The 16,935-nt window shown below is 72.8% G+C and carries 15 protein-coding genes; 8 read left to right on the forward strand and 7 right to left on the reverse strand.

The features are described 5' to 3' along the window. Window positions 1–49: 49 nt before the first annotated feature. Together AB0M46_RS43175 and AB0M46_RS43180 are read left to right on the forward strand one after the other, a co-directional pair. On the forward strand, window positions 50–1,294 hold the full coding sequence (locus AB0M46_RS43175) for a hypothetical protein (RefSeq protein ID WP_363345931.1): 1,245 nt from the start codon (window positions 50–52) through the stop codon (window positions 1,292–1,294). Window positions 1,295–1,304: 10 nt separating this feature from the next. Continuing rightward, on the forward strand, window positions 1,305–2,369 hold the full coding sequence (locus AB0M46_RS43180) for a polyprenyl synthetase family protein (RefSeq protein WP_363345933.1): 1,065 nt from the start codon (window positions 1,305–1,307) through the stop codon (window positions 2,367–2,369). Here AB0M46_RS43180 and AB0M46_RS43185 read toward each other — a convergent pair. From AB0M46_RS43185 to AB0M46_RS43195, 3 genes are read right to left on the reverse strand one after another with little or no spacing between them, the layout of a single operon-like run. Further along, complete coding sequence (locus AB0M46_RS43185) at window positions 2,305–2,646, reverse strand: lycopene cyclase domain-containing protein (RefSeq protein WP_363345935.1); 342 nt, start codon at window positions 2,644–2,646, stop codon at window positions 2,305–2,307. The two genes, AB0M46_RS43180 and AB0M46_RS43185, sit on opposite strands and share 65 nt — an antisense overlap. Further along, window positions 2,643–2,963, reverse strand: coding sequence for a lycopene cyclase domain-containing protein (locus AB0M46_RS43190; RefSeq protein ID WP_363345938.1), 321 nt, complete (start codon window positions 2,961–2,963; stop codon window positions 2,643–2,645). The genes AB0M46_RS43185 and AB0M46_RS43190 overlap by 4 nt, the downstream gene beginning before the upstream one ends. Window positions 2,964–2,967: 4 nt before the next feature. Beyond that, entirely contained in the window at window positions 2,968–3,276 is a 309-nt protein-coding gene (locus AB0M46_RS43195; protein WP_363345991.1) for an Rv2175c family DNA-binding protein, read from the reverse strand. 83 nt (window positions 3,277–3,359) lie between these two features. Between AB0M46_RS43195 and AB0M46_RS43200 the strand changes: the two genes are divergently transcribed. From AB0M46_RS43200 to AB0M46_RS43215, 4 genes are all read left to right on the forward strand, one after another. Continuing rightward, the gene (locus AB0M46_RS43200; protein WP_363345940.1) at window positions 3,360–3,980 is read left to right on the forward strand and encodes a hypothetical protein; all 621 of its coding nucleotides are present in this window, start codon (window positions 3,360–3,362) and stop codon (window positions 3,978–3,980) included. Between the two features lie 34 nt (window positions 3,981–4,014). Continuing rightward, entirely contained in the window at window positions 4,015–5,979 is a 1,965-nt protein-coding gene (locus AB0M46_RS43205; protein ID WP_363345942.1) for a PASTA domain-containing protein, read from the forward strand. Beyond that, window positions 5,979–6,833 carry a deoxyribonuclease IV gene (locus tag AB0M46_RS43210; protein WP_363345944.1) on the forward strand — a complete coding sequence of 285 codons (855 nt, stop codon included), beginning with the start codon at window positions 5,979–5,981 and terminating at the stop codon, window positions 6,831–6,833. Before AB0M46_RS43205 ends, AB0M46_RS43210 begins: the two co-directional genes overlap by 1 nt. Window positions 6,834–6,943: 110 nt before the next feature. Then, complete coding sequence (locus tag AB0M46_RS43215) at window positions 6,944–8,164, forward strand: MFS transporter (RefSeq protein ID WP_363345946.1); 1,221 nt, start codon at window positions 6,944–6,946, stop codon at window positions 8,162–8,164. A gap of 291 nt (window positions 8,165–8,455) precedes the next feature. On the opposite strand, the gene AB0M46_RS43220 is transcribed toward AB0M46_RS43215, so the two are convergent. The 4 genes from AB0M46_RS43220 to AB0M46_RS43235 form a co-directional block, all read right to left on the reverse strand. Beyond that, on the reverse strand, window positions 8,456–9,490 hold the full coding sequence (locus AB0M46_RS43220) for a GntG family PLP-dependent aldolase (RefSeq protein WP_363345948.1): 1,035 nt from the start codon (window positions 9,488–9,490) through the stop codon (window positions 8,456–8,458). Continuing rightward, the gene (locus tag AB0M46_RS43225; RefSeq protein ID WP_363345950.1) at window positions 9,483–10,877 is read right to left on the reverse strand and encodes a class II 3-deoxy-7-phosphoheptulonate synthase; all 1,395 of its coding nucleotides are present in this window, start codon (window positions 10,875–10,877) and stop codon (window positions 9,483–9,485) included. Before AB0M46_RS43225 ends, AB0M46_RS43220 begins: the two co-directional genes overlap by 8 nt. A gap of 75 nt (window positions 10,878–10,952) precedes the next feature. After that, window positions 10,953–12,332, reverse strand: coding sequence for a dihydrolipoyl dehydrogenase (gene lpdA, locus AB0M46_RS43230; protein WP_363345952.1), 1,380 nt, complete (start codon window positions 12,330–12,332; stop codon window positions 10,953–10,955). A gap of 304 nt (window positions 12,333–12,636) precedes the next feature. After that, on the reverse strand, window positions 12,637–14,625 hold the full coding sequence (locus AB0M46_RS43235; RefSeq protein WP_363345954.1) for a GGDEF domain-containing protein: 1,989 nt from the start codon (window positions 14,623–14,625) through the stop codon (window positions 12,637–12,639). A 78-nt stretch (window positions 14,626–14,703) separates the two neighbouring features. Between AB0M46_RS43235 and AB0M46_RS43240 the strand changes: the two genes are divergently transcribed. Both AB0M46_RS43240 and AB0M46_RS43245 read left to right on the forward strand, forming a co-directional pair. Further along, on the forward strand, window positions 14,704–15,096 hold the full coding sequence (locus tag AB0M46_RS43240) for a hypothetical protein (protein WP_363345956.1): 393 nt from the start codon (window positions 14,704–14,706) through the stop codon (window positions 15,094–15,096). 378 nt (window positions 15,097–15,474) lie between these two features. Continuing rightward, entirely contained in the window at window positions 15,475–16,086 is a 612-nt protein-coding gene (locus AB0M46_RS43245; protein ID WP_363345958.1) for a winged helix-turn-helix domain-containing protein, read from the forward strand. Window positions 16,087–16,935 lie beyond the last annotated feature (849 nt).

The raw sequence follows: 16,935 nt of genomic DNA on the forward strand, positions 1-16,935 counted from the left end.
GCGCAGGTATCCGCGGGTCAGCGCGACGAGGACCTCGCGACGGTTGTCGGTGAGCCGAAGTGTCGGCACCCGGGTACTCACCGGGTCCTGCCCGGACGGGCAGTCGCGGGTCGACGAGCTGCGCAGGATGGACGACCTGATCTCGGGCGCGGAGCTCGTGCGGCGGGTGCGGGACGAGCTCGGCGCGGCCGTGCGCCGGAGCCGGACGCGACCGGGGGCGGCGGGGCTCGGCGTCGTCGCGCAGCTGGCGCAGCTCGCGGTGTGGACGGGGGTGGACGCCGGGGCGCCGGTCGGCGGGGAGGCGGTCGCGGCGCTGATGCGGCGGGGGCTGCGGGCGGCCCGCGACGGCGGGCACCGGGCCCTGGCCGGGCACCTGCTCGGCTGCCTCGCGCAGTTGCAGGCCGAGGAGGGCAGCGGGGCCGCGGCGCTGCGGCTGGCCCGGGCCGCGCGGCGGGTGGCGGCGCCGGCGGACGCGGGGACGCTGGCGGTGCTGTGGCTGCGGGAGGCGGCGGCCGCGGCGGCGTGCGGCGAGCGGAGCCACTGCGACTCGGCGCTGGCGGCGGCCGAGCGGGCGCATCGCCTGCGCACCGGGGAGCACGATCCGGCCTGGCTGTACTGGCTGGACGATGCGCACCTCGCCGGGCTGGCCGGGCTGTGCCAGGCGCGGCTCGGGCGGCACCGGCTGGCCCTGCCGCTGCTGAGCGCCGCGCTGACCGGGGCGCCGGGAGCGTCCCCGAAGACAGCAGAGGGCGGGCCGGACGCGGCGGAGCGGGGCACCGACGGCGGGCCCGGGGCGGGCACCAGCGCACGAGACGGCTGGGCCGGCACGGCGGACGCGGACGGCGGGCCCCAGGCGGGCGCCGGGGCACGGGACGGCTGGGCCGGCACGGCGGACACGGACGGCGGGCCCCAGGCGGGCGCCGGGGCACGGGAGGGCTGGGCCGGCGCGGCAGCCGCGGCGGGGCGGGGCGCGGGCGCCTGGAGGCGGAGCGCCGGGTGTGGGGTGGGCGGCCGCCGGGTGCGGCTGCGGGGCGCCGGGCTGGTCCTCGCGGGGCGGGCGCGGGCCCTCGTGGCCGCTGGGGAGGTCGGGGAGGCCTGTTCCGCGGCGGCCTCGGCGGTGCAGGCCGGTGCGCTCAGCGGGTCGGCGCGGGTGCTGCGGGAGGTGGAGCGGCTGCGGCCGGAGCTCGGAAAGGCGGCAGCCTACCGCGATTTTTCCGATTTGTGGGAGATGGCGGCCAGGCTGGGTGGCCGGGCGGGGGATACCGGCGCGGCAGCGGGCGAGGTTTCGCGTTAGCGTCTCTGCCGTGACGCACCCCTACCTCGACCGTGCCGGCCTTCGCGAGCGGGTCCGGTCGGCGCTTGACGGCTTCCTGCGGCGACGGCGGGGACGGCTGGCCGAGATCGAGTCGGTCGCGCTCGCGCCGGTCGCGGACGCCATCGAGGCGCTGGTGCTCGGGGGCGGCAAGCGGCTACGGCCGGCCTTTGCCTACTGGGGGTACCGCGGGAGCGGCGGGGCCGACTCCGACGAGGTCGTGGCGGCGGTGGCGGCGCTGGAGCTGGTGCAGGCCAGCGCGCTCATCCACGACGACGTGATGGACGGCTCGCAGACGCGGCGGGGAGAGCCGGCCGTGCACCGGCGCTTCGCCGGGATCCACCGGGAGGGCGGGTGGCGGGGCGACCCGGACTGGTTCGGGACCTCGGCGGCGATCCTGCTCGGCGACCTGTGCCTGGTCTGGTCGGACGAGATGCTGCACGCCAGCGGGGTGGACCCCGTGACACTCGGGCGGGCGCGGCCGGTGTTCGACGAGATGCGCACCGAGGTGACCATCGGGCAGTACCTCGACATGCAGACGCAGGCCACCGGGGACACGTCGACCGCCCGGGCGAGCCTGGTGGCCCGGTTCAAGTCGGCCAAGTACACGATCGAGCAGCCGCTGGTGTTCGGCGCGGCGCTGGCGGGGGCCGGCAGCGAGGTGGCGAAGGCGTACTCGGCGTTCGGGCTGCCGCTCGGGGAGGCCTTCCAGCTGCGCGACGACGTGCTCGGGGTGTTCGGGGACCCCGCCGTGACCGGAAAGCCGGCCGGCGACGACCTGCGGGAGGGCAAGCGGACGTACCTCATCGCGGCCGCCGTCGAAGGGGCCGGGGTGACGGTGTTCGACGAGCACCTCGGCGACCCGCGGCTGGACGAGCACGGGGTGGCCCTGCTGCGCAAGACGATCGTGGACAGCGGGGCGCTGCGGCGGACCGAGGAGCGGATCGCTCAGCTCACCGCGGCCGCGCTCGAGGCGCTCGGCGGCGCGGACATCACGGACGAGGCTCGCGAGGTCCTGACCGGCCTGGCCCAGGCGGCGACCCAGCGCGTGGTCTGAGGCGGGTCCAGACCGACAGGGTGCTCAGGACGAGGGCGAAGCCGAACGCCAGGTCCTCGACCGGGGCGTGGACCAGGCGAAGGCCCAGGATGTCGGCCGGGTTGTAGAGGACCACGCCGCGGCCGGTCAGGATGCCGTTGGACAGCAGCTGGAAACCGAACACGATCGGGTACGAGCACCAGAAGACCCGGCCGAAGAGCAGGCGCGTGCGCAGCACCGACACGTCCAGTACCACCGCGACGAGAACCCCGGCGCAGGCCGCGGCGGTGTAGGTCATCGGCGCGACCAGCGGCGCAGGGTCTGGCGGGTGGCCTCGTAGCCGAGGATGGCGCAGAGGGGCACGACCAGGAAGAACAGCAGTTCCTCCAGGGGAAGCCCGCCCGGGAGGAACACGCCGGTGATCTGGCGCCGGTCGAAGTGCCAGTGGCCGGCGTGGACGGCCAGCAGGTCCCAGGCCACGAAGACGGCGGCGACCGGCAGGACGGTCAGCGCCAGGCGGCGGACCTGGCGCAGCACGCCGACCTTCAGCAGCGGCTCCAGCCACAGGGCGCCGGCCAGGCAGCCGGCCAGCACCAGCAGGTAGGTCCAGCGCATCCGGTCAGAAGCCCAGGGCCTGTGCGCGCCGCTTGACCTCGGTGGCGCGGTTGCCGCGGAGGGCCTCCGCCGGGGTGCCGGGGAGGGACTCGTCGGGCGTGTAGAGCCACCGGAGGGCCTCAGCCTCGTTGTACCCAGCGTCGTACAACAACGTCAGCACGCTTGGAAGGTGCTTGAGCACGCCCGACTCGGTGATGAAGTCCACGGGGACGCGCAGCACGCCACTCTCCCGGACGGCGATCAGCGAACGGTCCCGGACCAGTTGGTGCACCCGGTTGACAGGGATGCCGAGGCGCTCCGCGACGTCGGGCATGGTCAGCCATTCAGCCGGGCCGGCAGGTGTTTCGGTCACACCTGAACAGTAATGGTCACCTCGTTGGCAGGAAGGAACGGGCAGTGGGGCTCTGGCTCAAGGTTCACCGAGAGGTCGCCGGCGCCTGGCGTTCCGCGTGCTACGACCTGTCCCAGCACGCGACGCGACGCCGGGCGCTGCGCCTGCGCATGGCGGAGACGGCCGAGTACGCGCCGCGCCGGCACCGCGGCCAGCACGTGATGCCCAACCCGTACCGCAGCCGGTTCGCCACCGGCACCGGGGTGGCCCTGCTGGTCGCCGGGGGCGCGGCCGGCACGTACCTGGCGGTCGCCGGCGGCCTGACGGCGCTGCGGGCCGAGTCCCACGAGACGCCGCTGGCCGGCGCCCCCACGCCCGTCACGACCGAGGGCGCGGCGCCCGGGCCGTCGGCGATCCGGCCGACCGCGCCGGCGCCGACCCAGCCCCGGCCGCAGGTGCGCCGGTCGTCGCCGCCCCAGGTCATCGCGCTGCCGGAGGTTCCCGCGCCGGTCGGCGTGCCGGCGACGCAAACCTCGGCTCCCGAGAGCACCCAGACGCCGCCGGCCAGCCCGACCCCCAGCGCAAGCGCCAGCCCGTCACCCTCCGCGTCCGGCTCATCGCCCTCCCCGACGCCGACGAAGCTCTCGAAATGGGGACGAAACCACATCGATGACGAAGGGCGCTGAGGTTTCGGGCCTACCAGCCGTACACTCGCAGCCGATGGACACAACGGTCGCCGATCCACTGCTCGGTGCGCTTCTCGACGGGCGTTACCGCGTTCGTTCGCGTGTCGCCAGGGGCGGCATGGCGACGGTCTACACCGCGCTCGACGAGCGCCTCGAGCGCATCGTCGCACTGAAGATCATCCACCCGGCGCAGTCGCGCGATCCGCAGTTCGTCGATCGGTTCACCGACGAGGCCAAGACGATCGCCCGGCTCACCCATCCCAACGTGGTCGCCGTCTACGACCAGGGCACCCACAAGGGCCTGCCCTATCTGGTGATGGAGTACGTACGCGGCCGGACGCTGCGCGAGGTGCTCGCCGAGCGGCGCCGCCTGCAGCCGCAGGAGGCCCTGGCGATCATGGAGCAGATGCTCGCCGCGATCGCCGCCGCGCACCGCGCCGGGCTGGTGCACCGCGACGTCAAGCCGGAGAACGTGCTGGTCGCCGAGTCGCCCGGCGAGTCGCACAACCTCATCGACGGCGTGGTCAAGGTGGCCGACTTCGGCCTGGCCCGCGCCGTGGAGGCCAGCGCCGACGAGACCGGCTCGCACCTCATGGCCACCGTCGCCTACGTCGCGCCGGAGCTGGTCACCGACGGGCACGCCGACCCGCGCACGGACGTGTACTCCTCCGGCATCGTGCTCTTCGAGATGCTCACGGGCCGCGTGCCGTACGAGGCCGACCGTCCGGTCGAGGTGGCCTGGCAGCACGTGGACCGCGACGTGCCCTTCCCGTCGCGGTACGTGCCGGGACTGCCGCCGGCCGTCGACGACCTCGTGGCCCGGGCGACCCGCCGCGACCCGGGCGGCCGCCCGACCGACGCCGGCGCGATGCTCGCCGAGGTGCAGGCCGTCCGCGACGACATCGGCGCGGCAGCCGCCACGCGGGCCCGCCCGGTCGCCCCGCCCACCGTCATGGTGCCGCAGGTGGAGTCGGTGCCGCAGACGTACCAGGCCAGCCACCGCCCGTCGTGGGCCCGGCTCCCCTCCTCCGCTCCCCCGGCCGCGGTCGCCCGCCGGCACCGCACCGAGGCCTCGCGGGGCGGCGGCGCGGACGGCGGCCTGCAGGGGCTGCTCAACCGGATCAACGCCAACCCGCGGACCCGGCTGGGCGTCATCGCCGCCATGCTGACCGTCGGCCTGCTGATCGCGATCGGTGGCTACTGGTTCGGCGTCGGCCGCTACACCGACACGCCCGACCTCACCCGGCAGAACCGGGAGCAGGCGGTCCACCTGGCCACCACGGCCGGCTTCAAGGTCAAGTTCGACACTGCGCAGTTCGACGCGAACGTGCCCAGGGACCAGGTGAAGGGCCAGGACCCGCCGCCCGGCGGGCGCATCCTGAGCGGCGCCACGATCACCCTCGTCCTGTCGCTCGGCCCCGAGATCTACAAGGTGCCGAACATCACCGGCAAGGAGTGGGACCTCGCCCTCGCCGACCTGCAGGCGCTCAAGATCACCGGCAACCGCGCGGAGAAGTTCGACGACGCCATCCCGGCCGGCTACGTGATCGAAACCGACCCCAAGATCGGCACGCAGGTCAACCCCGGGCAGACCATCACGGTGTACGTCAGCAAGGGCCCCAACCCCGTGAAGGTGCCCCAGCTGGTGGGCCGGCAGCTCGAGCAGGCCAAGCAGGATCTCAACAAGGTGAAGATCCAGCTGGGCAAGGTCGAGGAGGTCGACAGCGACAAGCCCAAGGGCGAGGTCGTCTCGCAGAGCATCGCCGACGGCAACAGCGTCGCCGACGGCATGGTCATGGACCTGCAGATCTCCAAGGGCCCGGCCCAGATCCCGATGCCCGATGTCCGCGAGCAGAGCCTCGACCAGGCCCGGCAGCAGCTTGAGGGGCTCGGCCTGGTGGTCGACGCGCAGGGCTTCGGCACCGTGCGCCAGCAGGACCCGCAGCCCGGCACGATGGTGACCCCGGGCCAGCACGTGCGGCTGCTCGCGTACTTCTGATGGATCCCGATCTCACCCCGGTCGGCGGGCACGCCCCCGCCGCCGGGGGCCTCGCCAAGGCGGCCCTGCGCTACGTCGAGCAGACGTCGGCGACGGCGGTGCAGGTGTACGTCTCCAACCCCCGCGGCTGGGCGCTGACCGAGGGCGACCCGGCGCAGGACGACGCCTTCGCCGAGGGCTGCGCGGACCGGGGGGTGGCCGCCTACGTGCACGCGGCCCTGCTGGTCAACCTGGGCTCCCCCACCGAGGCGACCGTCGAGCGGTCGGTCGCCACCCTGGAGCACGCGCTGCGCCGGGGCCGGGCCATCGGCGCCCGCGGCGTCGTCTTCCACGCCGGCTCCGCGGTGGACGCCGAGCACGCCGAGAAGGCCTTCGCAACGGTACGGCGGGTGCTCCTGCCCCTCCTGGACCAAGCCGATCGCGAGGACTGGCCGCCGCTGCTCGTGGAGCCGAGCGCGGGCGGCGGGCGCTCCCTCGCGTCGCGGGTCGAGCACCTGGAGGAGTACCTGGCGGCCGTGGACCGCCACCCACACCTCGGTGTCTGCTTCGACACCTGCCACGCGTGGGCGGCGGGCCACGACCTGGCCACCCCGGGCGGGATGACCACGACGCTGGACGCGCTGGTGACCGCGGCGGGGGCGGACCGGCTGCGGCTGATCCACGCCAACGACTCGAAGGACGCCTGCGGCTCGACCCGGGACCGGCACGAGTCGCTGGGCAAGGGGACGATCGGCACCCCGGCCTTCGCCGAGCTGCGGGCCCACCCGGCGGTCGAGGGCATACCCCTGATCGTGGAGACGCCGAGCGAGAGCCACGCCGCCGACATCGCCCTTCTGCGCGGTTTGCCGCAATAAGCCGGGCGCCGGGACGTATCGGATTCATACCCTGCCGGGTCTTATGTCCGATCCCGCGTCGCGCTTGACATAGGGCCTATCGGCAATGAGCCTTACATCGTGGATCAGCGATGCGCCGCGACCTGAACCTGCTGGCTGTCGGGCTCGCCGCGTCCACCGCCGGCGACGCGGCGGCGCTGGTCGCCCTCCTGCTGCGCCTCCAGCCGCACGGCAGCGGCTGGGTGGCCGGGCTCCTCGGGGCCGAGCTGGTGCCCTTCGTCGTGCTGGCCCCCCTCACGGGCCGGATCGTGGACCGGTTCGAGACCCGGACCGTGCTCATGATCGCGCTGGCCGGGCAGGCCGTGCTCGGGGTACCGCTGGCCTTCGCCACCCACCTGGGGGCGATCATCGCCCTCTTCGCCGGGGTCACCGCGCTCTCGGCGTTCGTGCGCCCGGCCACCTCCGCACTGGTGCCGGCGATCACCGGCGCGGGGGCGGCCGAGCGCGGGTACGCCCTGATCGCCACCGGCCAGAACGTCGGCTGGATCGCCGGGCCGGCCGCCGGCGGGCTGCTCACCGGCGCCTTCGGCCCGACGTCGGCGATCCTGGTCGACGCGGCCACCTTCGCCCTGCTGACCGTCGCCTGCGCGTTCGTGCGGGCCCGCCGCCACCCGTCCCCGGAGGCCACCGCGACCGGGGACGGCCGGCGGCGGGGCGGCCTGCGGCTGGTCTTCGGCGACGCGGTGCTGCGCGCGGCGCTCATCGGCAGCGCGATCGCGGTCGCCAGCGGGGTGATCGACAACGTCGCCGCGCCGTTCCGGTTCGTGCAGCAACTGGGGGCGCAGTCGTACGGGTACGGCCTCTACCTCACGCTCTGGGGCGTCGGCGCGCTCGTCGGGGGCCAGCTCGCGCCCCGGCTGCCGCTGCGCCAGGCGGCGACCCTCGCCCTGGGCAACCTGCTCTGCGGCGTCGGGATCGCGGGCATCGGGCTCGCGCCCGGCCTCGTCCTCGCCTTCGCCGCGTCGGTCGCCGGCGGGGTGGGCAACGGGCTGGTCAACGTCGCGCAGAGCACGCTGATCAGCAGCCGTACGCCGGCCGCGCAGCACGGCCGGGCGTTCGCGGCGTCCTCGGCGGTGGTCCAGACGGCGATCGGCGCGGGGACGGCGGTGGCGTCTCCGCTGGTGGCGGCGCTGCGGGCGGACGGCGCGATGATCGCGGCGGGGGTGCTGACCTGCGCGAGCGCGGGCGTCGCCCTGGCGCTGGCCTGGCGCGGCGGGGAGCCCGGCACGCAAGGCCCGAACGCGGACAAAGCCAGGCCCAGCATGCCGGACTCCGCGCCACGTAAAGCCTGAACGCGGACAAGCCGGGCCCGGCGTGCCGGACTCCCCGCCACGTAAAGCCTGAACGCGGATAAGCCGGGCCTGCCGTGCCGGGCTCCCTGCCACGTAAGGCCCGAACGCGATAAGTCGGGCGCTCCGCGCCGCGACTTATCTGACATATGACCCGACAGGCGAAAAGGTCCGAAAAGTCGTGATGCCCACGCCCGACTTTTCCGCTCAACAACCGACTTAAGCGGCGGCGGGCGAAAAGTCGGATAAGTCGTGGCGCGCCAGCGCCCGACTTATCCGGTCAAATGCCGCCGGTCAGAGCAGCGTCGGCAGGACCTTCGCGGCGTGGTCGATGCCGTCGTCGGTCTGATCCAGGTGGGTGACCAGGCGGACCAGCCGCCGGCCGAGGACCGAGACCAGGATGCCCTGCTCCCTCGCCGCCGCCGCGAACGCCGGGCCGTCCACCGCGGCGCCCGACAGGTCCAGCGGGACGATGTTGGTGCGGATGCGGGCCGGGTCGACGACGCCGGCCGGGGCCAGGGCCTCCGCCAGCCGGTGGGCACGGGCGTGGTCCTCGGCCAGGCGCGGGATGTTGTTGCGCAGCGCGTGCAGGCCCGCGGCGGCCAGGATGCCGGCCTGGCGCATGCCGCCACCCAGCCGCTTGCGCAGCTTGCGGGCCGCGGCGATGCGCTCGGCCGAGCCGACGAGCAGCGAGCCGACCGGGGCGCCCAGGCCCTTGGAGAGGCAGACCGAGAGGCTGTCGAAGAGGCGGCCGTAGGTGTCGAGGGGCACGCCGTCGGCCACGTGGGCGTGCCAGATGCGGGCGCCGTCGCAGTGCAGGTGTACGCCCGCCTCGGTCGTGGCGGCCCGGAGGGACTGCAGGGTCGCCAGGGGGATGACGGCGCCGCCCTGGCGGTTGTGGGTCTGCTCAACGGCGACGGCCCGGGTCGGGACCGCGACGAAGCCGTCGGGGCGGATCATGTCGAGGACCACCGCCGGGTCGAGGTCGGCGCCGGCGGTCGGCCAGGTGCGGGTGGAGATACCGCCGAGGGCCGCGGCGGCGCCGATCTCGTCGCTGACGACGTGGGCGGCGGCGTCGCAGAGCAGCTCCTCGCCGCGCGGGACGGCCAGCTGCAGCGCGATCTGGTTGGCCATCGTGCCGCTCGGGGTGAACAGGGCGGCCTCGTGGCCGAAGAGGGCGGCGACGTGGGCCTGCAGCTCGTGCAGCGTCGGGTCCTCGTCGAACACGTCGTCGCCGACCTCGGCCGCGGCCATCGCCGCGCGCATGGCGGGCGATGGCCGGGTCAGGGTGTCCGAGCGGAAGTCGATGACGACAGCCGCGTCAGCCACGCAGCATCTCCGCCACCAGGAAGGCCAGTTCCAGGGACTGCTGGGTGTTGAGGCGCGGGTCGCAGGCGGTCTCGTAGCGGTCCGGCAGGTCGGCGTCGGCGATGGCCTGGGCGCCACCGAGGCACTCGGTGACGTCCTCGCCGGTGAGCTCCACGTGCAGGCCGCCCGGGTGGGTCTCCAGCTCGCGGTGGACCTCGAAGTAGCCGAGGACCTCGTCGACGATGCGGTCGAAGTGGCGGGTCTTGTAGCCGTTGGACGACTCGTGGGTGTTGCCGTGCATCGGGTCGCACTGCCAGACCACCCGGCAGCCGGCGGCGGTGACCTTCTCCACGATCGGGGGGAGCGCGTCGCGGACCTTGGTGCTGCCCATGCGGGCCACGAACGTGAGCCGGCCCGGGACGTTGTCGGGGTTGAGCTTCTCGAAGAGCTCCAGCGCCTGCTCGGGGGTGGTGGTCGGGCCGAGCTTGACGCCGATCGGGTTGGCGATGCGCGACATGAAGTCGACGTGCGCGCCGTCGAGCTGGCGGGTGCGCTCGCCGATCCAGAGGAAGTGCCCGGACAGCCCGTACGGCTTCGCGCCCGCGATGCGCACCAGCGGCCGCTCGTACTCCAGCGCCAGGGCCTCGTGCGAGCAGTACAGCGTGACGGTGCGCAGCGCCTCGTCGTCGTTGACGCCGCACGCCTGCATGAAGCGCAGCGCCCGGTCGATCTCGCGGGCGATCGCCTCGTAGCGCTGGCCGGCCGGCGAGGTCACCACGAAGCCCTTGTTCCAGTCGTGCACGGCGTGCAGGTCGGCCATGCCACCGCCGAGGTACGCGCGCAGCATGTTCATCGCGCTGGAGGAGTTGGCGTAGGCGCGGACCATGCGCTGGGGGTCGGCGATGCGCGCCTCGGGGCTCTTGTCCAGCGAGTTGATCATGTCGCCGCGGTAGGCGGGCAGGCCCAGCGAGTCCAGCGGGGCCGAGCGGGGCTTGGTGAACTGGCCGGCCACCCGGCCGATCTTGATGACCGGCAGCGAGGCGCCGTAGGTGAGCACGACCGCCATCTGCAGCAGGGTGCGCGCGTTGCCCAGCACGTGGGCCTCGGTGTTGTCGGCGAAGGTCTCGGCGCAGTCGCCGCCCTGCAGCATGAACGCCTTGCCGTCGGCGACGAGGGCGAGGCGCTCGCGCAGCTGGTCGACCTCGTAGGGGGCGACGATCGGCGGGACGGAGGCCAGCAGCTGGCCGACCTCGTCGACGGCGGCCTGGTCGGGCCACGGCGGCGTCTGCGCGCGCGGCAGCGTCCGCCACCGGTCGAGGCCGAACTCGTCGTCGTCCTGGTTGCCCGGGACGGCGACGCGGGAGATCTCCGGACCGGGGTAAGTGAAGTGGTGCCACTCCTGCCGCATGGGCAAAGCGTACCGAGCGGGATCGGCGGACGGGTGTGCCAGCCCGCCGATCCCGCGGGGTGGACTGCGAAACGGCTACATGTTGATCATGTGGCCGGACAGGCCGTGGATGGCCTCCTTGACGGCCTCGCCCAGGGTCGGGTGCGCGTGCACGTTGCGGGCCACCTCGTGCACGGTGAGGTCCCACTGCTGGGCCAGCGTGAGCTCCGGCAGCAGCTCGGTGACCTCGGGGCCGATCAGGTGGCCACCGAGCAGTTCGCCGTGCTTGTCGTCGCTGATCAGCTTGACGAAGCCGGTCGCGTCGCCGAGGCCGTGCGCCTTGCCGTTCGCCGTGAACGGGAACTTCGACACCTTCACGTCGAAGCCCTTGGCCCGGGCCTGCTCCTCGGTGTACCCGAAGCTGGCGATCTGCGGCTGGCAGTACGTCGCCCGCGGGATCATGACGTAATCGAGCTCCATCGTCTCGGCCCCGGCGATGGTCTCGGCGGCGACGATGCCCATCGACTCGGCCGCGTGCGCGAGCATCAGCTTGGCGGTGACGTCGCCGATGGCGAAGATGTGCGGCACGTTGGTGCGCAGCCGCCCGTCGACCTCGATCGCACCGCGGTCGGTGAGCTTGACCCCGGTCTTCTCCAGCCCGAAGCCCTCGACCCGCGGCGCGAAGCCGATTGCCTGCAGGAGCTTGTCCGCCTCCAGCGTCTGGGTCTTGCCCCCGGACGAGACGCTGACCTTGACGCCGGAGCCGGTCTCCTCGACCGACTCGACGCGGGTCGAGGTCAGCACCGAGATGCCCAGCCGCTTGTACCGCTTGGCCAGCTCGGCGGAGACCTCGGCGTCCTCCAGCGGCACCATCCGGTCGAGGAACTCGACGATGGTGACCTTCACGCCGTAGTTGTGCAGCACGTACGCGAACTCGACGCCGATCGCGCCGGCCCCGGCGATGATGATCGAGGACGGCAGCTCCTCGGTCATGATCTGCTCCTCGTACGTCACCACCCGCTCGGACAGCGTCGTGCCCGGCAGGAGCCGGGTGCTGGCCCCGGTGGCGATGATCGCGTTGGCGAAGGTGATGGTCTCGTCGCCGACCTGCAGCGTGTGGTCGTCGAGGAACGTGCCCTTGGTGTGGTACTGCCGGATCTCGTTCTTCTTCATCAGGTAGTGCACGCCCTTGACCCGGCCGTCGGCCACCTTGCGGCTGCGCTGGAAGGCGGCCGAGTAGTCGAACGTGACCTCGCCCTGGATGCCGAACGTCTTGGCCTCGGCGGTGAAGATGTGCGCGAGCTCGGCGTTGCGCAGCAGCGCCTTGGACGGGATGCACCCGACGTTGAGGCAGACGCCGCCCCAGTACTTGTCCTCGACGATGGCGGTGCGCAGGCCGAGCTGCGCGGCGCGCACGGCGGCGGTGTAGCCGCCCGGGCCGGCGCCCAGCACGACGACGTCGAAGTGTTCAGTCATAGCCAGTCCCTGCGTTTGAAGGTGAAGTACAGCCCTACCGACAGCACCACGATGAGCACCGACGAGGTGACGAACCCCGAGAGCTTCTCATAGCCCGGACAGGGCAGATTCTGCCCGTATCAGCAGATTCTGCCCACATCACGGGTAACAGCGGTCGGCACCGCGATGATGGCGGCCCAGCTGGTGACCTTCTTCATGATGCTGTTCTGCCGGTTGCCCCGCACCGCCGGGGGTCTCCTCGAAGATCCGGTCATCCCGCGGCGTCGCGTGAGATATACCACGCCGTGCCCGGACGGGCGACGCCTCAGCGTAGGACCGTCACCGCGCCGCGCTTGGCCTCGTACATGGCGATGTCGGCACGGTGCAGCACGTGCCGGGTCTGCTCCCCGGCCGCGAACCGGGTGCCCCCGACGCTGGCCCGGGCCTCGACCAGGGCGCCGCCGAGCACCGCGACCGGCTTGCGGAACGCCTCCTCGATCCGGCGGGCCAGCTCCGGCACCCCGTCGGCGCCGAGCGCGCCGTGGGTGAGCACCACGAACTCGTCGCCGCCGAGGCGGGCCACCACGTCCCCGGCCCGCACGCAGCCGTTGAGGCGCCCGGCCACCGCGGCGAGCAGCTCGTCGCCGGCCGCGTGGCCGAGGGAGTCGTTGACCGCCTTGAAGCCGTCGAGGTCGATGAAGAGCACCGCGCCCTCGCCGGCCGCGACCGCGCTGTCCAGCGCGGCCAGGAACGCCCGCCGGTTGGCCAGGTCGGTGAGCGGGTCCACGTGGGCCAGCCGCCAGTTGGTCTCCAGCAGCTCGCAGGTGCGCAGCACGGTGGCGGCCTGGTCGGCGATGCCGGCCATCCGGTCGACGGTCTCGCGGGCCCGGTCGGTGCCCTGCGGGGTGTCGTAGGCGGCGACGAGGACGCCGTACGGGTGCCCCGGCAGCGCGATGTCCACCACGATCATCAGCTCGTGGCCGAACGCGTCGAGCAGGCCGAGCACGAACGGGTCGGCGCTGTCCCGGTCGTAGGCGCGCGGCGGGTCGCCCATCCGGAAGCGCTCGGCCAGCGCCGTGTCGTCGCGCGAGAACGCGAGCTGGCGGGCCCGGCGCCGCCGCTCGTCGCCGGTGCCGGCGTTGGCCGCCACGCGCAGCCGGCCGTCGGAGTGCAGCAGCACGCTGGCCGAGTCGGCGGCCATCACCGAGCGGACCGCCTCGGCGGTGACCTCGGCCACCTCGGCAGCGCTGCGCGCGGTGGTGAGCCGGCGGGCCAGCGCCAGCAGGCTCTCGGCGATGCGCTGCCGCTCCGCCGCGCTCTCCAGCGCCGAGAGCGCGTCGAGGGCGACCGCGGCCAGGTTGGCGTAGGCGTCGAGCATGCGGCGCTCGGCGTCGAAGAAGTCGGAGCAGAAGGCGACGAGGTACCCGTAGTAGCGGTTCGGCGAGGCGATGTCCACGACGAGGGTGCCGCCGAGGCCGGCCGGCGGTGCGGCCGCGAGCACCTCGATCTCGGCCTCGGCCAGGCCGTAGCCGTGCACCTGGCGCGGCGCGCCCGGCGAGGGGCTGGCCACCAGCAGGAACGCCTGGGCGTTGACCGCGTACCCCGCCTTGTCGGCCACGATGGCCAGCGCCCGCTCCGGCTGCTCAGCCGCGACGAGCTCGGCGACGGTGCGCTGCAGCAGCTCCATGCGCCCGGCCAGCACGTCGCCCGAGGTGTCCTCGCCACCGCGGCGGCGCAACCACCAGCGCCGCTGCCGCCAGCGGATGGTGTAGACGCACGCCTCGGCCCCGTCGACCTGGCACGCCTCGTGGATCACCGTGGCCGGCGGGCGGCCGAAGAGCGCCGGGATCTGGGTGAGCAGCCCGCGGGTGTAGTCGCAGTCGTAGCGCGACGGGCGATATCCGCTGCGCAGGCGGTACCGCACGGTCGCCACCCCCGGGGCGGACGACAGCGCCGACATGTCGGCGGTGGCGTTGAACTTGGCGCTGGTGGTCGCGATCAGGCGGATGACCTGCGCGGGGCCGCCCAGCAGGAGCAGTCCCAGGCGGATCGGGGTGTTCACGGAGTACGACAGGATGCTCTGCCCCACCCGCAGCCCGATGGACTCGTCGCCCAGCACCTGCGCCGCCGCCGCGAAGACGTTGATCTTCGTCTCGTACGACCACCAGCGGCGCGGGTCGTCGTACGCCGATGGGATCTCCCGCTCGCCGGCCAGCTCGAGGACGCGTGGCACCGCCGCGTCGCCACCCCGGGCGCGGACATACCGCAGGATGGCGCGCAGGGTGACTCCGGCCGTCTCGCGGATCGGTTCCATGGCGCCTCCGAGGCAGGACATCGGCCCGGCGCCGCGGGTGCTGAGGGAATCTGCGGCCGACCGGGGTACAACTGCCGCATGGAGCAGACGCTCATCATCGTCGACGGCGCAAACGTGGTCGGTTCGGTGCCGGACGGCTGGTGGCGCGACCGTGCGGGGGCGGCGGCCCGGCTGCGCGACGCGCTCGCCGCGCGCGACCGATCCGCTCTCCCGGGGGACGTCCTCCTGGTCGTGGAGGGGGCGGCCCGCGGGGTGCCGCCGATCGACGGCGTGCCGGTCGAGGCGGCGCCGCAATCCGGTGACGATCACATTGTGGCGTTGGTCCGCGACAATGTGCAGCGCCGGCCCGTCGTCGTCGTAACGTCCGATCGAGGGCTGCGCCAACGGGTGACGGACCTGGGGGCAGGTATTGTCACCCCGGGCCGACTCCGTGCCACGATCCCATATGGTGGACGGCATGAACATATCTAGCCGATAGGATTTACGGGCGATGCCACCGCAGCATGCGTCGGTAGCAATGTCGCCATTGCTGACGATCTTCCAATATATGGGAACAGATTGACGGGCTACCGCGGGCTCACCGAAAGTTAGCTGGGGACGGTCCGCATGAATTGCCGGTGAAATCCATCCCAAAACGTCTGACGAATTAGTGGCGATCTATTCTGTGCGGCGCGCAACACGGCTGTCGCATCCCGTGACGATCCTGGTAAGGTCGATGCCATGTGCCCCGAGGTGCTGCTAGATCCGATGTGGATATCCCGCCGCGAGCACCATTTCGACGGCCTTTGTCGAGTGACCCCCGGTTGAAAATCGGCGTTCATTCAGAAGGTTTTCGAAAGGATTGAAAAAATGGCCGTTCCGGTCGTCGACGCCGCACCCTCCGTGGTCACGATCACCGTCCACATCACGCTCAACGGCGAGGAACTCCCACCGGAGGCCTCCCGCCTGCTCAGCGATCTCGAGGCCCTCGCCGCCAACCAGGCCAGCCAGCAGATCCAGCGCAGCACCACCGCCCGCCCGTCCACCGCAGCTCCCCAGCAGCGCACCCTGCGCCTGGTGGACCCGTCCCCGGTCGCCCTCGAGCCGGAGCTCGAGCCGGCCGGCACCGACGACAAGAAGGTCCGCCGGATCGGCCGGGCCACGCCGGACGCACCCCGGCTGTACCTGTGCACCGGCTCGCGGCTGGTCCTGCAGGACGGCGTCGCGGTGCCACTGACCCGGCGCGAGTACGACCTCTTCCTCTTCCTGTGCGAGCACCCGCGGCGCGTGTTCAGCCGCGCGCAGCTGCTGCGGCAGGTGTGGGGCTACGACATGGTGGGCACCGAGCGCACCGTCGACGTGCACGTGCGCCGGCTGCGGGTAAAGCTGGGCGGCGCCGCGCGGATCATCGCGACCGTCCGGGGCGTGGGCTACCGCCTCGACGACGACGCCGCCGTGCAGGTCGTGGTCCGCGAGGACTGACCTCGCGGTCGCAGCCCTCGGGCGTTGAGTGTTTTGCACGAAAAATCCCGATGCCTGGCGGCATCAGGATTTTTCGGACATTTCTCCTGACGGGGTGTAAGTCCGATAAGTCGTGGCGCGGAGCGCCCGACTTATCGGTTTCGCGGCTTACGCCCGTTTGCTTCGCGGCATGCTCTCGCCCGATTCGCGACTTACGCCAGGTTCGATTTCCGCCCGCGCCCGCTTCGCGGTTTACGCCCGGGCCAGCTTCGCGGTTAACGTCCACCCGGCTCCGCGACTTACACCCGCGCCCGCTCCGCGGCTGAGCGTCCGCCAGCTTTGCGGTCAGCGCCCGCCGACTCCAAGGTTTACGCCCGCGTCAGCTTCGCGGTTAACGCCCGCCCGGCCCCGCGGCTGACGCCCCCGCGCCCGCTCCGCGGTTGAGCATCCGCCAGCTTGCGGTTGGCGCCCGCCCGATCCACGGTTTACGCCTGCGCCCGATCCGCGGTTGAGCGTCCGCCAGCCTGCGGTTAGCGCCAGCCCGACTCTAAGGTTTACGCCCGGGCCAGCTTCGCGGTTAACGTCCACCCGGCTCCGCGACTTACACCCGCGCCCGCTTCGTGGTTGAGCGTCCGCCCGAATCCGAGGCTCGCGCCCGCTCCGCGGTTTACGCCGGCGCCGATTCGCGGTTCGCGTTCGTGCGCTTCTCGGTTACGCCCGGGCCCGCTTCGCGGTTTACGTCCATCCGCTTCGATGGCTTACTCCCGGCCGCGGAGCGCCAGCACCGCCGGTACGTTGACGCTCTTCGCTGCTGCTGCCCATCGTGCGATATGCCGCAGATCGGGACATATCAGGGAGGATCGGCACTTC

The organism is Dactylosporangium sp. NPDC051485, from assembly GCF_040682015.1.
Classification (GTDB): domain Bacteria; phylum Actinomycetota; class Actinomycetes; order Mycobacteriales; family Micromonosporaceae; genus Dactylosporangium.

Coding starts and splice junctions, on each gene's coding strand:
- AB0M46_RS43185 (WP_363345935.1), bottom strand. CDS start 2,646: ATGACCTACACCGCCGCGGCCTGCGCCGGGGTTCTCGTCGCGGTGGTA.
- AB0M46_RS43190 (WP_363345938.1), bottom strand. CDS start 2,963: ATGCGCTGGACCTACCTGCTGGTGCTGGCCGGCTGCCTGGCCGGCGCC.
- AB0M46_RS43195 (WP_363345991.1), bottom strand. CDS start 3,276: ATGCCCGACGTCGCGGAGCGCCTCGGCATCCCTGTCAACCGGGTGCAC.
- AB0M46_RS43205 (WP_363345942.1), top strand. CDS start 4,015: ATGGACACAACGGTCGCCGATCCACTGCTCGGTGCGCTTCTCGACGGG.
- AB0M46_RS43210 (WP_363345944.1), top strand. CDS start 5,979: ATGGATCCCGATCTCACCCCGGTCGGCGGGCACGCCCCCGCCGCCGGG.
- AB0M46_RS43215 (WP_363345946.1), top strand. CDS start 6,944: ATGCGCCGCGACCTGAACCTGCTGGCTGTCGGGCTCGCCGCGTCCACC.
- AB0M46_RS43225 (WP_363345950.1), bottom strand. CDS start 10,877: ATGCGGCAGGAGTGGCACCACTTCACTTACCCCGGTCCGGAGATCTCC.
- lpdA (WP_363345952.1), bottom strand. CDS start 12,332: ATGACTGAACACTTCGACGTCGTCGTGCTGGGCGCCGGCCCGGGCGGC.
- AB0M46_RS43235 (WP_363345954.1), bottom strand. CDS start 14,625: ATGGAACCGATCCGCGAGACGGCCGGAGTCACCCTGCGCGCCATCCTG.
- AB0M46_RS43240 (WP_363345956.1), top strand. CDS start 14,704: ATGGAGCAGACGCTCATCATCGTCGACGGCGCAAACGTGGTCGGTTCG.
- AB0M46_RS43245 (WP_363345958.1), top strand. CDS start 15,475: ATGGCCGTTCCGGTCGTCGACGCCGCACCCTCCGTGGTCACGATCACC.